The following is a 14,431-nucleotide window of genomic DNA, read 5'->3' on the forward strand; positions in this document are numbered from 1 at the left end:
GTCAGTTGCGGCGCGCCCCCTGGCGCAAGCGGTTGAAACGGCCGCGCACCGCCGTCGGCGCGCCGAGCCACTGCGGCGCCACCTGCTCCAGCACGGTGGGCTGCAGGCCAAAGGGCAGCGCAGCGCCGCTGGCGAAGTTATCACGACGCATCGAGAGCACATTGTCGCGGCTCATCAGGGGGCCGGGCAGGCACTCCAGACAAGCGGCCTGCAGCATGGCCAAGGGCTCGGGCAGCGGCACCACGAGGCTGCAGCGCCCGCTCAGGCGCGCCACATAGCGCACCAGCTCAGCCAAGGTGTAACGGCGCGGACCGGCGAGCTCCAGCACCTCGCCAATGCCCTCATGCTTGAACAGGGCGTGGCAGATAGCCTCGACCACATCATCGACGAACACCGGCTGGAAACCTGCCTGCGCGCCGCCAAGCGGAAACACCGGCGCGAATGGCAGCAGGCGGGCAAACAGATTGAGGAACTGGTCGTGCGGCCCGAACACCACCGAGGGGCGGAAAATGGTCCAGTCCAGATCGACGCCAGCGGTGCGGATCACTGCTTCGCCAGCCGCCTTGGACCGCTGGTAGGCCGAGGGCGCGCCAGCATCGGCACCGAGGGCGCTGATGTGGATCAGGCGCTTGAGTCCTGCTGCGCGCGCGGCGGCGACCAGCTGGCGCGGCAGCTCGACATGGGCGCGGGCGAAAGCCGGGCCGTAGGGATCACCGGCCGGCGAGTGCAGCACGCCGACCAGATTGACCAGCGCATCGGCGCGGGCGCACACGGCGGTCAGCTGCGCGGCGTCCAGCACATCGGCTTCGATCAATTCCACCTGGGGCAAGAGACGCAACTCGGCAGCGTGTCGCGCATGACGGGTGAGGATCAGTACCCGCACATCGAGACTCGCCAGGCGCTGCGCGAGCCGTGAGCCGATGAAACCACTGCCACCCACCAGAACTACCGTACGCACTGTCATGCTTGCCGCCTTGTCTGCTCAAACTTGCTGAAAACCTGCTCCGGGCGCGCCGCGAAAACGCGCTGCGCCGGCCCTCAAGGCAGGGGGTCGCCCGCCGGCTCGCCGGTGCTGGCCGGGATGCTGCCCATGAAGCGCGTCAGCGACATCGGGCGGCCATCCAGCAATACAGCATAGGCAATCGTATTGGCCAGCACCTTCTTGACGTAATCACGGGTCTCGGTGATCGGAATCGTTTCGGCATAGATCGCCGCTTCCAGCGGCCGCGTGTCACGCCAGCGGCGCGCACGCCCCGGCCCCGCATTGTAGGCCGCGGTAGCCATCACCGGCGAATTGGAAAGACTATCGAGCACGTTGCGCAGATAGGCCGCACCCAGCTGCACGTTCAAGCCGGTCTCGGCCAGATCGCGCTGGGCATAGTCGCTCACGCCGATCTGCCGCGCCACCATGCGTCCGGTCGCCGGCATGATCTGCATCAGGCCTTGCGCGCCAACCGAGGAGCGTGCGGTAATCACGAAGCGACTCTCTTGCCGCGTCAAACCATACAGCCAGTGCAGATCGAGCTGGCGCACGCGCGCCTCGCGTGCAAACACATCGTAGTAAGGTGCCAGGTAACGCAGGCTGTAATCGTGCTGGCTGCGCGTGCGGTCTGCGGCGGCGATGGCGCGGTCGTAGTAACCGAGGCGGCGCGCAAACTCGGCGCAGGCCAGCAGCCAGCGGTCATCGCCATTGCGCAGCGCCCAGGCCCATTCGCGCTGGCCCTCGGTGCGCATGTTCAAGCGCAACAGCGCAGCCGCACGTTGCACGTCACCAGTCGCTTCGACACGCTGCATCTCCTGCACACTGGGTGGCTGTGCCGGCTGCGGCCACAGTAAACTGCGCCCCAGCGCTTCGGCGGCCAGGATGCCGTAGAAATTCGGCTGGCCAGCGTGGCGCTCGTAGAGTGCCTGCGCTTCGGCCGTACGCCCCTGTACCTGCAGCGCGCGAGCGCGCCAGTAAGTCCATTCGGGCAGCCCTCGCTGCGCCTCGCCCATGCGCTCGATGCTCGCCTGCACGCCGGCCCAGTCGCCAACGCGCAGCGCCGCACGGACCTGCCAGGCCGCCTGCTCATCACTCATCGGCAAGCGCGGGCTGAGCGCGCGGGCACGCGCAAACCAGTCATTGGCGTCGGGCAGCAAGGCAATCGCCGCGCCCCAGCCGATCTGCGCCAGCGCGTAGGCACGCTCGGCGGCACTGTAGCGGCTGTCGTCGAGCTGGCGCCAGCGCGCCATCGCCGTGCGCGGATCGCCACGCATGCGCGCCAGCGCGGCCAGTACCAGCTCGCGTGCGCCACGACTGCCGCCATTCTGCGCGGCGGCACTGGCCAGGTAACGATCCGGGTTCTCGAACACGCGTCCCAGGCCGATGGCGTCCGGCGCGTCATCCAGCAGGGGCAGCATCTGCCGTGCACCGGTGAGACGGTTGGCCTCGACCAGACGACGCAGTCGCCAGTCGCCGTCCTCGCGGCTGCGCCGGCCGCTTTCGAGCAGGGATTGCAGCGGCGCCATGCAGCTCTCGGGCGTATCCATCAGGCTCAGCCATTGCGCATCGAGTGCCTGCAAGGCCGTTGCCGCCGTCAGATTGCCGGCGCGGATGGCGAAGCACTGCAGCTCGATATCCGGTTGCTGCAGCTTGGCGTATTCCTCATTGAAGGCGCTCCACGGACCTTCGCGGCCAATGCGCTTGAGCCAGTCGCTGCGCAGACGCTCGGCCAGATAGCTGCCGTCATTAGCGTCGAGCCAGGCGCGCATCGCCGGCAGCTGCGTGGCATCGAGGCCGCGCGCCAAGCGCGCCGCATGCAGCCAGTAGCCGATGTAGGGCTCCAGCGGATGCGTCGAGGGCGTCGCCAGCAGTTGTTCCAGGCGCGCCGCATCGCCGCGCGTGGCCGCATCGCGCGCAGTCAGGATGCGCCGATCCGCCAGATCGACCGGATCCACGTCGGCACGGGCCATGCCGCTGAGCGCCACGCAGGACAGCAGCAGCCAGACGCGGCACAAAGCCTTTCCCATCACGTAACATCTTCCCGCCACAACCCTCTTCCTCACGGCAAATCATCTGAAATCGCGTCGGAGCATAGCACGTGCAAACTTCATATCCGGACCGCAAAGCCCTGCGCGAAGCACTGATCCGCGCGCGCGAGGCGCTGCCGCCCGCCGAGCATGCCGCACGCGAAGCCAACCTGCTTGCCCGACTGCAGGCGCTGCTGGAGACGCGCAGCGAGCGCACCCTCGGCTTCTGCTGGCCACATCGCCGTGAAGCAGATGTGCGCAGCGCCGTGCTGCACTGGCTGGCCGGCGCCAGCGAGCGCCAGGCCGCGCTGCCAGTGGTGGTCGCCCGCCAGCAGCCGCTGCAGTTCCGCGCCTGGTCGGCCGACGCGGAGATGGTCCAGGGCGACTACGACATCCCGATCCCGGCCAGCGGCCCCTGGCTGCAGCCGCAGATCCTGCTGATCCCGCTCAATGGCTTTGATGCGCGCGGCTACCGCCTCGGCTATGGCGGCGGCTATTTCGACCGCACGCTCGCCGAACTGCAGCCCGCGCCAGTGACGATTGGCTATGGCTTCGAACTTGGGCGTTTGACACGTATCGATGAAAACGAGTTCGATCAGCCGCTCGACTGGATTGTCACTGAACAGGCATGCATGCGCATAGCCTGAGCCAGCGCGAATTCAGAAAAAAGGCCCGCACAAGGCGGGCCCAAATTACTACATGAGGGAAATCTGCGAGCGCTGCTGGCTCAGAACTCCTTGACGATACCGACGCGGGTCAGCGCAGCATCAGACTTGGAGATGTTGCCGATGAAGCCGGTGGCCGTACCGTCGTACTTGCCGCCGGAGATCGTGCCCTGGTTGCGCTCGAAGCTGGTCTTGCTGCGAGCGACATACACGAAGGTGTTCTTGGTCAGGAAGTACGACGCGCCCGCCATCCAGGCCTTACCGCTGTTGCGATTGGCGCCGAGGTCATTGAGGTGCGAGATTGCCAGACCCAGCTCCAGCTTGCTGTTCCAGTTGTAAGCGGCCACGAAGTTGGTGTTCTTTTCCTGGAAGGCGCCACCTTCAACCGCGTTGTAACCGCGGTAGGTATTGAACGAAGCCGCTAGCTTGAGGCCGGTCAGCGGCTTCACATTCACAAAGGTGTGGGTCCAGATCATGCCGTTGCGGGCCGCAGCAACCGAAGTGCTCTGACGCTGGTTGTAGTCCGAACCCAGGCTGAACATGTTGCCGACTTTCAGTTCCAGACCAGCGGCACGGACATCACCCGCACTGACGCTAGAAACATTGCTGGTACCGGAAGCACGACCATCACCAATCGCGTAGGTTGTGTGGAACAGCGCGGTCACCGGGCCAACCGTGATCGGGTTGGTGAACAGCGTGGTGTTACGGCTGGTCAGCGAGGATTCACGCAGTTGCGAAACGCCGAACTTGACGATTTCCAGATCCTTCGGAGCGATCATGTAGGGCTTTTCGGTCACGCCAAAATATTGTTGCCCACCCAAGTTACCCACGCCCCACAACGCATTGATGATCGGCGAGCGCAGAATCAGAACGCGCTTGTCCGAGGTCGTCAGACCGGTCTTGCCTTGCTCGTAGCCACCCGAGAAACGCAGATCCATATTGACTTCAGCCGACATCCCCGAACCCAGATCTTCCTTGGCAACGAAGGTGACGCGGGAAGAGGTCGCCGAACCGTCAGTCATCGTTTCAGTGGTGCCGCCGCCGTTAGCGCCGCCAGCAGCCGAATCGGCAGCCGTGGTGCGAGCGAATTGGTAACCCACATCAACCTTACCGCCGATGGTGACGGAAGTTTGTGCGAAAGCGGCGCCAGACAGCAGGCCACCGACCAGCAGGGCCAGGCATTTGATTTGCAGCGGTGCGGAGTGCTGAAGAGAATTCTTGATCACGGGTAGTTCCTCCTATTATTAAAGGCCCCCGCCGATCACGTCCATTGACTGCTGAGTGCAATAGGACCTGAGAAAAATGTGACCGTTTGTGCGCGGGGTCAGCGCATTTGTACAAACATGGACGCCCCCCCTCAATTTCATTTTCCCCGCGCGTTGTTTGTGTTTTTTCAACACAAATGCAAAATGCATTCTCCTCAAAAACAAAATGGGGAAAGACGGAATCAAAACGCATGCTCAGCCCGCGGCACGCTCAACTTCGCACGCTGCGGCGCACAATTGTGTTCTTCAAATCGTCTCACCGACCTGCCCCTTGAGAAACTCGCCAGGCGTACAGCCAAGCTCACGCTTGAACACCACGTGCATGTATTGCTGGGTACGGAAGCCACAGCGTTCAGCGACCTCGGCAACGCTCAAGTGGCGATTGCTGAGCAGCTGCTTGGCCAGCGCAAGGCGCGTCTGCAGGATCTCATCATGGATCGTACGGCCAAGCCTGGCCTCAAAAGAGCGTTCGAGCGCCGAGCGTGACATGCCCACGTGATGCGCCACCTGCTCGGCCTTGATCCCTTCGCCCACGTGCGCAGCGATATAAGCGATGGCCTTGTTAAGCATATCGGCGATCCGCGTATGGCGACTGGTTTTGGCCAGTTGCAAACCACTCGGCTGGACCGCAACACAGCGCTCGGACAAAGCCTGCTGACGCATGCGGCGATGCAGCAATTCAGCGGCCTTGCGCCCGATCTCGCGCGCCCCCTGGATAACCGATGAAATAGGGGTCGGCGTCAGGGCGTCGACCAAGGGGTCATTGTCGATGCCCACGATGGTCAGATCGTCGGGCACTTCGCGCTGCAAACTGTTGCATACGTGCAACAAATCCCGTGCGGTCGAATCATTGACCGCCACGATGCCGGTTCTCGGCGGCAAGTTGGCGACCCAGTCGTGCAGCATGCGCCGCTCGTCCTCGTCGCTGGCCGCATCCGCCGCATAGACGACAGGATCAATCGCCACCGAGGCCGCCTGCTGCACAAACGCCGCCAGGCGCTCACGCGCCCACACGCGCCCGGCGTACTTGGACTTGCCACAGAAGGCCAGCTGGCGTACCCCGACATCGTGCAGATGACACAGCGCCAGGGCGATGAGCGCAGCGTTATCGGAACACACCAGCGGAACGCCGACGGGGCAAGGCGTGCTCGCAGCACTGCCCACGCACACCAGCATGCGCCCCGCAGCCACACCAGCCAGCGCCTCGGCATGTGCATCGGCATCGACGATCAAGGCCGGCATCACCGCACCCGGCGCAATATCCCGTTCCAGGCTCAGGATCCAGTTCAGACTGCGTTCGCGCACATACGCGCCGACACCGGCGATGATCTCGCGATGAAAAGTCTGGCTAGTACCCAGAACCAACATGACCTGAGGGGCCTCCAAGCGTCTCGCTCCCATTTTATTATCCCGTGCATTCGATGATGACCGAGCGTGGAGTGTAGTAGCAGCCTGCCGCTTGCGCCACGCAGCCGGACACACCGGGCAGTGCAGCGAGCTTTTTGGCGGCGGATCTGCCAAGCTTGCCGCGCACATCGCGCCCCCTCGGTCCCGCTCCTGACTCCTTGCCATGCGATTTCTCAAACTGCAGCTGCGTTTCCTGGTGCCGCTGATCATCACCCTGATCATCGGCAGTGTTGTGGTACTCGGCGTCATGGACCGCCTCGCGCTGCGCTGGTTTTCGCGCGATCTGCACATGCGCGGCTCTCTGCTGGCCAGTGCTTTTTCCGACTCCATCGCCGACTCGCTGGCAACCGGGCAGCGCTACCGGCTTGAGCACCTGTTCGAGCGCACGGTCAAGGACGAGCGCCTGGTTGCCGTCGCCTTGTGCTTGCCGGCTGATGTGCTGGGCTTGCACAGCAGTGCCTACCCTGCTGAACTGAGCTGCAAGCAGGCCACCGTCATCGCTGCGCAAACCGACCCCTCCTGGCAGTCCGAGAGCGGGCCTGTGCATATCGGCGTGTATCCGGTCAGCTCCGATAGCGGGCTACTGGGCAAGCTGGTACTGCTGCATGATCTGAAGTTCGTCGAGCGCCGCACCGGTGACGCGCGCCGTCAGCTGTTGATGTTCGTGCTGGGACTAGGCTTTGCCATCCTGCTGATCACCATGGTGGTGGCACAGATGAGCTGGCGCGGCTGGATTTCCAGCGTGCGTGGCATTCTCCACCGCGACGGTCACGATGCGCTGCCAGGCTCCACGCGGCGCGAACTCGAACCCTTCATTGCCGATCTGCGCCTGCGCCTGCGTGACCTCGAAGATGAATACCGCCTCGCCCAGGGCAGCGATGCACGCTGGACGGCCGAGCGCCTGCGCACCCTGCTGCGCACACAACTGAGCGGCGATGAAATCATCGTCGTCTCCAATCGCGAGCCCTATATCCACGAATGGCAGGGCGAACAAACCATCGTCCGCCGCCCGGCAAGCGGCCTGGTCACCGCCGTGGAGCCGGTGATGCGCGCCTGCTCTGGCACCTGGATCGCACACGGCAGCGGCAGCGCCGACCGCGAGTTCGTCGATGCGCATGACCGTCTGATGCTGCCACCCGGGCACAAGGATTACGCACTGCGCCGCATCTGGCTGTCCGACGAAGAAGTGCGCGGCTACTACAATGGTTTTGCCAATGAAGGGCTGTGGCCGCTATGCCATATGGTTCACATCCGGCCAACTTTCCGCGAGTCGGATTGGGAGACCTACCGCGCGGTGAACCGGCGCTTCGCCGATGCCGTGGTGGCCGAAGCACACAGCGAAGATCCGGTCATTCTCGTACAGGACTACCACTTCGCGCTGCTGCCAGCGATGATCCGCGAGCGTCTGCCGCGGGCAACGATTCTCGCTTTCTGGCACATCCCCTGGCCCAATCCCGAATCCTTCGGCATCTGCCCCTGGCGACGCGAAATCCTGCAAGGCATGCTGGGCAGCACCATCCTCGGCTTCCAGACACGCAACCACAGCCAGAACTTCATCGAGACCGTCGACCGCTATCTCGAAGCACGCGTCGAACACGAACACTCGACGATCTCCTTCCGTGGCGAGACCAGCTTCGTCGAAAGCTATCCTATTTCGATCGAGTGGCCGGGCTCTGCCGCCAGCGCCGACTGGCCCAGCCCTCAGAACTGTCGCGATGAAGTCTTCAGCCAGCTGGGGCTGCGCGCCGGACAACGCATCATTCTCGGCGTGGACCGCTTCGATTACACCAAGGGCATCATCGAGCGCCTGCAAGCCTTTGAACACCTGCTGCAGCACAATCCACAGTGGATTGGCGAAGTCAGCCTGCTGCAGATCGCCGCGCCCACGCGCAGCGCGCTGGCTGACTATCAAGGACTACACGCCAAAGTGCATGACATGGTTGCAGCGCTGAATGCGCGCTTCGGTCGCGCAGGCTACACGCCCGTCATCCTGCAGAATGTGCAGCATGATCAGCGCTGGCTGGCCAGGCTCTACCGCGCCGCCGCCGTCTGCGTGGTCAGCAGCCTGCACGACGGCATGAATCTGGTCAGCAAGGAATTTGTCGCAGCGCGCGATGATGAACAAGGCGTCCTGATCCTGAGCCGTTTCACGGGCGCTGCACGCGAACTCAGCGAAGCGCTGCTGGTCAATCCATACCACGTCGAAGATGTGGCGCAGGCCATGCAGCGTGCGCTACTGATGCCAGCCGACGAACAGCGCGAGCGTCTGGCCAGCATGCGCATGACCGTGCAGGAATTCAATGTCTTCCGCTGGGCGGGCCACATTCTCTCGGACGCCAGCCGCTGGCGCCTGCGCGAGCGGATCGAGGCGCGCGTGCGCCGGCGCCGGGAGGACTGAGGTGGAACACATTCTCTCCGCCCAGGGTCTGCAGGTGCTACGCAACTACATGCAACAACGCCCGCTGCTGGCTTTCGACTTCGACGGCACCCTGGCCCCCATCGTCGCCAAACCCGCCGAGGCGAGCATTCCCTCCGCATCACTGAGCACGCTTCAGCAGCTAAGCGAGCGCTGCGCAGTCGCCATCCTGACCGGCCGCAGCATCCGCGACGCGCAATCCAGGCTGGGTTTCGAACCGCGCGGAATTGTCGGTCAGCACGGCGCGGAGTCGCTGGTCGAAGGTGAATATCGTGTCGTCGGCGCCTCCCAGGCGCTGGCCGGGCTGCGTCAAAAGATTGCCGAACATGCCGATGAACTGCGCGCAGCGGGCGTCAGCGTCGAGGACAAGCAGCAATCCTTCGCGCTGCATTACCGACAGGCGGACGATCATCCGCGCGCGCGCCAGTGCATTGCCCGCCTGCTGCAGGACTTGCCCGCGCAGCTGCAACAATCGGCGGGCAAGTGCGTGGTCAATATCGTCGCTGGCGACTCGCCGGACAAAGCCGGCGCCTTGTCCGCCCTGCTCGATCGCCTGCAGCTGGCCACGGTGATCTTCCTCGGCGACGACGAAAATGACGAGCCAGTGTTCCGCTACGCGATGACGCGCAGCCACTGCCTGTCGATCAAGGTCGGTGCCCATGAAGCGAGCTCAGCGCAGTATTACCTGCACGACGATAGCGAAGTGCAGACCCTGTTGATGCACATGCTGCAAGCGCTGGCGCCGCACGCCTGAGTCCCGGTGCGGCCAGGTTTCAGCCGCCCAGGAACAGCTTGTAGGCCATGCTTGAAGTCTCTTCCACCCAGTCATAGCCGAGGCGCTGCAAGAAGCCATCAAAGGCCTCGGCGTCTTGCGGCGGCACCTGGATGCCCACCAGCACACGGCCAAAATCTGCACCGTGGTTGCGGTAGTGGAACAGGCTGATGTTCCAGCCCGAGTGCAGATTCTCAAGGAATTTAAACAGCGCGCCCGGCCGCTCGGGGAAGACGAAGCGGTACAAGCGCTCATTGGTCGCCAGCGTGGCGCGACCACCGACCATGTGGCGGATGTGCGACTTGGCCATCTCGTCGTCAGTCAGGTCGATTGCCGGCAAGCCTTGCTGCCCAAGCGCCGCAACTAGCTCGCTCGCCTCGTGGCGCGCGCGGATGGCCAGGCCGACGAAGACATGCGCCTGATGGGCATCGCTGAAGCGATAGTTGAATTCGGTGATGTTGCGCCCGCCAAGCTGAGCGCAGAAGGCCTTGAAGCTGCCCGGTTGCTCGGGAATGGTGACGGCCAGGATCGCTTCACGCTGCTCGCCCAGCTCGGCGCGCTCGGCGACAAAACGCAGGCGATCAAAGTTCATGTTGGCGCCGCTGGCGACCGCCACCACTTCCAGCCCCTGCGCCTGCTCGCGCTTGAGCCAGGCCTTGGCGCCGGCCACGGCGAGCGCACCGGCAGGTTCCAGAATCGAGCGGGTATCTTCGAAGACATCCTTGATCGCCGCACAGATTGCATCGTTGTCGACGCAGATGATCTCGTCGACATATCTCTGGCATAGCCGGAAGGTTTCCTCGCCAACCAGCTTGACTGCCGCACCGTCGGCAAACAGGCCGACCTGGGCAAGCTGCACGCGCCGGCCTGCCGCCATCGACTGCGCCATGGCATCGGCATCGACGGCTTCCACGCCGATCAGTCGCGTCTGCGGCCGCAGGCGCTTGATGTAGGCCGCCACGCCGGCGAGCAAGCCACCGCCGCCCACGCAGCAGAAGACGACATCGATATGCCGCGGATGCTGACGCAGGATCTCCATGCCGATGGTGCCCTGCCCGGCGATCACATCCGGATCGTCAAAGGGATGCACGAAGCACAGTCCCTGCTCGGCCTCCAGGGTACGAGCATGAGCATAGGCTTCGTCGTAGGACTCGCCATGCAGCACCACCTCGGCGCCACGTGCGCGCACCGCATCGACCTTGATCGAAGGTGTCGCCAGCGGCATCACGATCACCGCACGCATACCCAGCTTCTGCGCCGACAAGGCCACGCCCTGCGCGTGGTTGCCTGCCGATGCGCAGATCACCCCGCGTGCAGCCTGCTCGCGGGAGAGCTTGACCATCTTGTTGTAGGCGCCGCGCAGCTTGAAGGAGAACACCGGCTGCAAGTCTTCGCGCTTGAAATAGATGCGGTTGCCGGTGCGTTGCGAGAGATTGCTGGCCAGGTCCAGCGGCGTCTCGATGGCCGCCTCATACACCTGGGCATTGAGGATGCGTTCGAGGTAGTCGTCGCTGGGGCAGACTGTTTGGGGCATGGCATCAGGAAGTGAAAAGACAAGAGCCTCGATTATCGCCCCGAAGTCGCGACAAGACTCAAGCGGAGCATGGCCTCAGCAGGCAAATGCGCCCGCACGTAGACAAAAAAGGGCGCCCCGAAGGGCGCCCGAAGAATCCGCTTGCGCAGACCCTGATCACATCAATAGTGGTAGGCCGACTCACCGTGGCTGGTGACATCCAGACCTTCACGTTCTTCATCTTCCGGCACACGCAGGCCGATGAAGATATCCACGATCTTGTAGGCGATGAACGCCACAACACCCGACCAGACAATGGTCACACCCACGCCAGTGGCTTGGATGATGACTTGCGAGGTGATCGAGTAATCAGGCGCCACGGCATTGGTGACGTAGTCCCAGATGCCCGAACCGCCCAGCGAAGGCGCAGCAAACACACCCGTCAGCAGCGCGCCGAGGATACCGCCCACGCCGTGCACACCGAACACGTCGAGTGCGTCATCAGCACCGAGCAGACGCTTCAGGCCATTGACACCCCACAGGCAGACGACACCTGCCAGCAGACCGATGACGATGCCACCGACCACACCGACGAAGCCAGCAGCCGGGGTGATGGCCACCAGACCTGCCACAGCACCCGAAGCGGCACCCAGCAGCGAAGGCTTGCCCTTGATCAGCCATTCAGCCAGCAGCCAGGACAGCGCAGCCGCCGCAGTAGCAACCCAGGTATTGACGAAGGCCAGACCTGCCACGCCGTTGGCTTCGAGTGCCGAACCCGCATTGAAACCAAACCAACCCACCCACAGCAGGGAGGCGCCGATCAGCGTCAGCGTCAGGCTATGCGGAGCGAAGGACTCCTTGCCCAGACCCACGCGCTTGCCAACCAGGAAGGCACCGACCAGACCCGCAACAGCGGCGTTGATGTGCACCACGGTACCGCCGGCGAAGTCGAGCGCGCCCTTCTGGAACAGGTAACCCGCCGTCGCGCCAGCTGCCGAAGCTGCATCAGCCGAGGTGTAGGCATCCGGACCCGCCCAGTACCAGACCATGTGCGCCATCGGCAGGTAGGAGAAGGTGAACCAGATCACCGAGAACACCAGCACGGCCGAGAACTTGATGCGTTCTGCGAAGGCGCCGAGGATCAGGGCCACGGTAATGGCAGCAAAGGCGCCCTGGAAGGCCACGTAGATCAGCTCGGAGATGCCGACACCCTTGGTGAAGGTTGCCGCGATCGAATCCGGCGTCACGCCAGCCAGGAACAGCTTGCTCAGCCCACCGAAGAATTCATTGCCCTCGGTGAACGCCAGCGAGTAGCCATAGACCACCCACAGCACGCTGATCAGCGAGAACACAACGAAGACCTGGATCAGCACCGAGAGCGCATTCTTGGTACGCACCAAACCGCCGTAGAACAGCGCCAGACCCGGCACCGACATCAGGATGACCAGCGCCGTGGCAACGATCAGCCAAGCATTGTCACCCTTGTTGATCGTGACGACCGGTGCCGCAGCAGCGGGTGCCGATGCATCAGCAGCAGCAGGAGCCTCTGCAGCCGGTGCGGCCACCGAAGCGGCCTCAGCGGGTGCACTCGCGTCCTCGGCAAAAGCGCCGCCGGACAGCGTGACAGCAAGCGCTGTCAGCACAATGGCGAAGAGTTTTTTCATTTTCTCGTCTCTCTCAAAAATTACAGAGCATCGCCGCCGGTTTCACCGGTACGGATGCGGATAGCTTGTTGAAGATCGAAAACAAAGATCTTGCCGTCGCCAATCTTGCCGGTGTTGGCGGCCTTCTCGATGGCCTCGATGACCTGATCGAGCAGGTCGTCCGAGATCGCCACTTCGATTTTCACCTTGGGCAGGAAATCAACCACATATTCCGCGCCGCGATACAGCTCGGTGTGGCCCTTTTGACGACCGAAACCCTTGACTTCGGTGACGGTCACGCCCTGCACGCCGATGGCCGAAAGTGCTTCACGCACTTCGTCGAGCTTGAAGGGTTTGATGATGGCTGTTACGAATTTCATGGCAGCTCCTTGTGCAGACGCGACATCGGAGATGCCGCGCCTGGTTAAATGAAAATCAGAAGGTCTTGCCGACCGTGGCCACGATACGGTCCGAACCCAGATCGCGGTTCAGCACGCTGCGATAGAAGTCGCCGGTAGAAGCCCGGGCGCTGGTACCGATGTAAGCCAGACCGACCGCCCAACCCTTCACATCCTTGGTCACGCCAGCCTTCCAGTCGTTGTAGGAAGCACCCGGGAAGTTGGCCACCAGCTGACGGCCGACGTGCAGGTTCAGCGTGAAGCCACCGCCCAGATCCGGATTGGCCGACAGGTCAAAGTACTGGCTGCCTTCGGACTTCTTCAGCGAACCATTCAGCTGGGTCGATTGAGCACCGAACAGGTTGGTCAGCGAGTAGGAATACTTGAACGTTGCGAACTCATAGCTGGCAGCGCCATAAACCTCCAGCGTGTCAGGACTGGCGAAACCAGTAGGGTAAGTACCCGGGTAGTAGTACTTCAGAACGCCGAAGTCCAGGCCAACCGGACCGACCGGAAACTTGATACCGCCGTAGAAGTCCCATTCCATCGGAGCGCTTACACCCGGCGCGGAGTCGGAGAGCCAGCTGATGCTGGAGGCCCAGGTGCCCGCGTAGAGGCCGAAAGGACCCGCATAATCAAGACCGCCCTGCACGGCCGGCTTGCGGTTGGTTTGAGCGATGCCGCGATAAACGTACTCTGATGCGATGGTGAAGTTGCCGGTCACCGGAGACGGTGCATCTTCAGCGAAAGCCGGGGCAACGCTCAGGACAGCCAGCACGGATGCAGCGATCAGGGTAAGGCGCATTTAGTCACTCCTTGAAAATTGAACAGTAAAAAGGCACGACCACTAAGCGGGATTCGTGCCAATACTTTTCAAGCAGCACAAGGCACGGTATTCATGGGCTTTTTTCCTTGCAAGCGCGAGACTGGTGCATCGAGCCACGAGCCTGCACGACGCCGATGCACGCATCTGGTGCATTCAATCATAGCCTGTGTGGTAAGTGCTGCACACTGCACAGGCTTTACCCAAAAAGCAGATTCGGTACACACTGTCTGCCTCGTTCCGGAGATTCCATCATGATCAATACCAAGCTACTCGACGAATTCGGCAACCGTTTTTCGGAACTGCTGTCCCACAGCCCCGCACGCGACATGGAAAAGAACGCCCGCGCCTTGTTTGCGAGCCTTGTATCGCGCCTGGATCTGGTCTCGCGGGAAGACTTCGAACTGCAGCGCGAAGCCCTGCAACGCACCCGCGAACAACTTAGCCAGCTCGAAGCGCGCATTGCCGAGCTCGAAGCACGCAAGAGCTGAGCAGCGCATCCAGGCCGGCGGCCGTCTTG

Annotated in this window: 12 protein-coding genes; 4 read left to right on the plus strand and 8 right to left on the minus strand. The window is 63.0% G+C overall.

The features are described from left to right. Position 1: 1 nt before the first annotated feature. Positions 2–964, minus strand: a complete 963-nt coding sequence (locus tag ABDB84_RS01930; protein WP_345917985.1) for a complex I NDUFA9 subunit family protein — start codon at positions 962–964, stop codon at positions 2–4. Positions 965–1,038: 74 nt separating this feature from the next. Continuing rightward, positions 1,039–3,009: a lytic transglycosylase domain-containing protein gene (locus tag ABDB84_RS01935; protein ID WP_345917986.1), complete on the minus strand. Its 1,971-nt coding sequence runs from the start codon at positions 3,007–3,009 to the stop codon at positions 1,039–1,041. Between the two features lie 71 nt (positions 3,010–3,080). On the opposite strand from ABDB84_RS01935, the gene ABDB84_RS01940 reads away from it, so the two are divergent. Further along, complete coding sequence (locus ABDB84_RS01940) at positions 3,081–3,656, plus strand: 5-formyltetrahydrofolate cyclo-ligase (protein ID WP_345917987.1); 576 nt, start codon at positions 3,081–3,083, stop codon at positions 3,654–3,656. An 80-nt stretch (positions 3,657–3,736) separates the two neighbouring features. On the opposite strand, the gene ABDB84_RS01945 is transcribed toward ABDB84_RS01940, so the two are convergent. Continuing rightward, the gene (locus ABDB84_RS01945; protein ID WP_345917988.1) at positions 3,737–4,900 is read right to left on the minus strand and encodes a porin; all 1,164 of its coding nucleotides are present in this window, start codon (positions 4,898–4,900) and stop codon (positions 3,737–3,739) included. A gap of 285 nt (positions 4,901–5,185) precedes the next feature. Beyond that, positions 5,186–6,307 carry an AraC family transcriptional regulator gene (locus tag ABDB84_RS01950; protein WP_345917989.1) on the minus strand — a complete coding sequence of 374 codons (1,122 nt, stop codon included), beginning with the start codon at positions 6,305–6,307 and terminating at the stop codon, positions 5,186–5,188. A gap of 202 nt (positions 6,308–6,509) precedes the next feature. On the opposite strand from ABDB84_RS01950, the gene ABDB84_RS01955 reads away from it, so the two are divergent. Together ABDB84_RS01955 and otsB are read left to right on the plus strand one after the other, a co-directional pair. Next, positions 6,510–8,744, plus strand: a complete 2,235-nt coding sequence (locus ABDB84_RS01955; RefSeq protein ID WP_345917990.1) for an alpha,alpha-trehalose-phosphate synthase (UDP-forming) — start codon at positions 6,510–6,512, stop codon at positions 8,742–8,744. Position 8,745: 1 nt separating this feature from the next. After that, positions 8,746–9,516 carry a trehalose-phosphatase gene (gene otsB, locus ABDB84_RS01960; protein WP_345917991.1) on the plus strand — a complete coding sequence of 257 codons (771 nt, stop codon included), beginning with the start codon at positions 8,746–8,748 and terminating at the stop codon, positions 9,514–9,516. Positions 9,517–9,535: 19 nt separating this feature from the next. On the opposite strand, the gene ilvA is transcribed toward otsB, so the two are convergent. The 4 genes from ilvA to ABDB84_RS01980 all read right to left on the minus strand — a co-directional run bounded on the left by ilvA (position 9,536) and on the right by ABDB84_RS01980 (position 13,893). Further along, positions 9,536–11,068: a threonine ammonia-lyase, biosynthetic gene (gene ilvA, locus ABDB84_RS01965; RefSeq protein ID WP_345917992.1), complete on the minus strand. Its 1,533-nt coding sequence runs from the start codon at positions 11,066–11,068 to the stop codon at positions 9,536–9,538. A gap of 161 nt (positions 11,069–11,229) precedes the next feature. Continuing rightward, positions 11,230–12,711, minus strand: coding sequence for an ammonium transporter (gene amt, locus ABDB84_RS01970; protein ID WP_345917993.1), 1,482 nt, complete (start codon positions 12,709–12,711; stop codon positions 11,230–11,232). Between the two features lie 20 nt (positions 12,712–12,731). Continuing rightward, positions 12,732–13,070: a P-II family nitrogen regulator gene (glnK, locus tag ABDB84_RS01975; protein WP_345917994.1), complete on the minus strand. Its 339-nt coding sequence runs from the start codon at positions 13,068–13,070 to the stop codon at positions 12,732–12,734. A 55-nt stretch (positions 13,071–13,125) separates the two neighbouring features. Continuing rightward, on the minus strand, positions 13,126–13,893 hold the full coding sequence (locus ABDB84_RS01980; RefSeq protein ID WP_345917995.1) for a TorF family putative porin: 768 nt from the start codon (positions 13,891–13,893) through the stop codon (positions 13,126–13,128). Between the two features lie 272 nt (positions 13,894–14,165). Between ABDB84_RS01980 and ABDB84_RS01985 the strand changes: the two genes are divergently transcribed. After that, positions 14,166–14,402, plus strand: coding sequence for an accessory factor UbiK family protein (locus tag ABDB84_RS01985; protein WP_345917996.1), 237 nt, complete (start codon positions 14,166–14,168; stop codon positions 14,400–14,402). Positions 14,403–14,431: the final 29 nt, after the last annotated feature.

The organism is Uliginosibacterium sediminicola (assembly GCF_039631295.1).
Taxonomy (GTDB): Bacteria; Pseudomonadota; Gammaproteobacteria; order Burkholderiales; family Rhodocyclaceae; genus Viridibacterium; species Viridibacterium sediminicola.

What these genes read in the sequence shown, in the direction of transcription:
- ABDB84_RS01980 (WP_345917995.1), bottom strand. Translation starts at nt 13,893, where the DNA reads ATGCGCCTTACCCTGATCGCTGCATCCGTGCTGGCTGTCCTGAGCGTT.
- ABDB84_RS01985 (WP_345917996.1), top strand. Translation starts at nt 14,166, where the DNA reads ATGATCAATACCAAGCTACTCGACGAATTCGGCAACCGTTTTTCGGAA.
- glnK (WP_345917994.1), bottom strand. Translation starts at nt 13,070, where the DNA reads ATGAAATTCGTAACAGCCATCATCAAACCCTTCAAGCTCGACGAAGTG.
- ilvA (WP_345917992.1), bottom strand. Translation starts at nt 11,068, where the DNA reads ATGCCCCAAACAGTCTGCCCCAGCGACGACTACCTCGAACGCATCCTC.
- ABDB84_RS01955 (WP_345917990.1), top strand. Translation starts at nt 6,510, where the DNA reads ATGCGATTTCTCAAACTGCAGCTGCGTTTCCTGGTGCCGCTGATCATC.
- amt (WP_345917993.1), bottom strand. Translation starts at nt 12,711, where the DNA reads ATGAAAAAACTCTTCGCCATTGTGCTGACAGCGCTTGCTGTCACGCTG.
- ABDB84_RS01950 (WP_345917989.1), bottom strand. Translation starts at nt 6,307, where the DNA reads ATGTTGGTTCTGGGTACTAGCCAGACTTTTCATCGCGAGATCATCGCC.
- ABDB84_RS01935 (WP_345917986.1), bottom strand. Translation starts at nt 3,009, where the DNA reads ATGGGAAAGGCTTTGTGCCGCGTCTGGCTGCTGCTGTCCTGCGTGGCG.
- ABDB84_RS01930 (WP_345917985.1), bottom strand. Translation starts at nt 964, where the DNA reads ATGACAGTGCGTACGGTAGTTCTGGTGGGTGGCAGTGGTTTCATCGGC.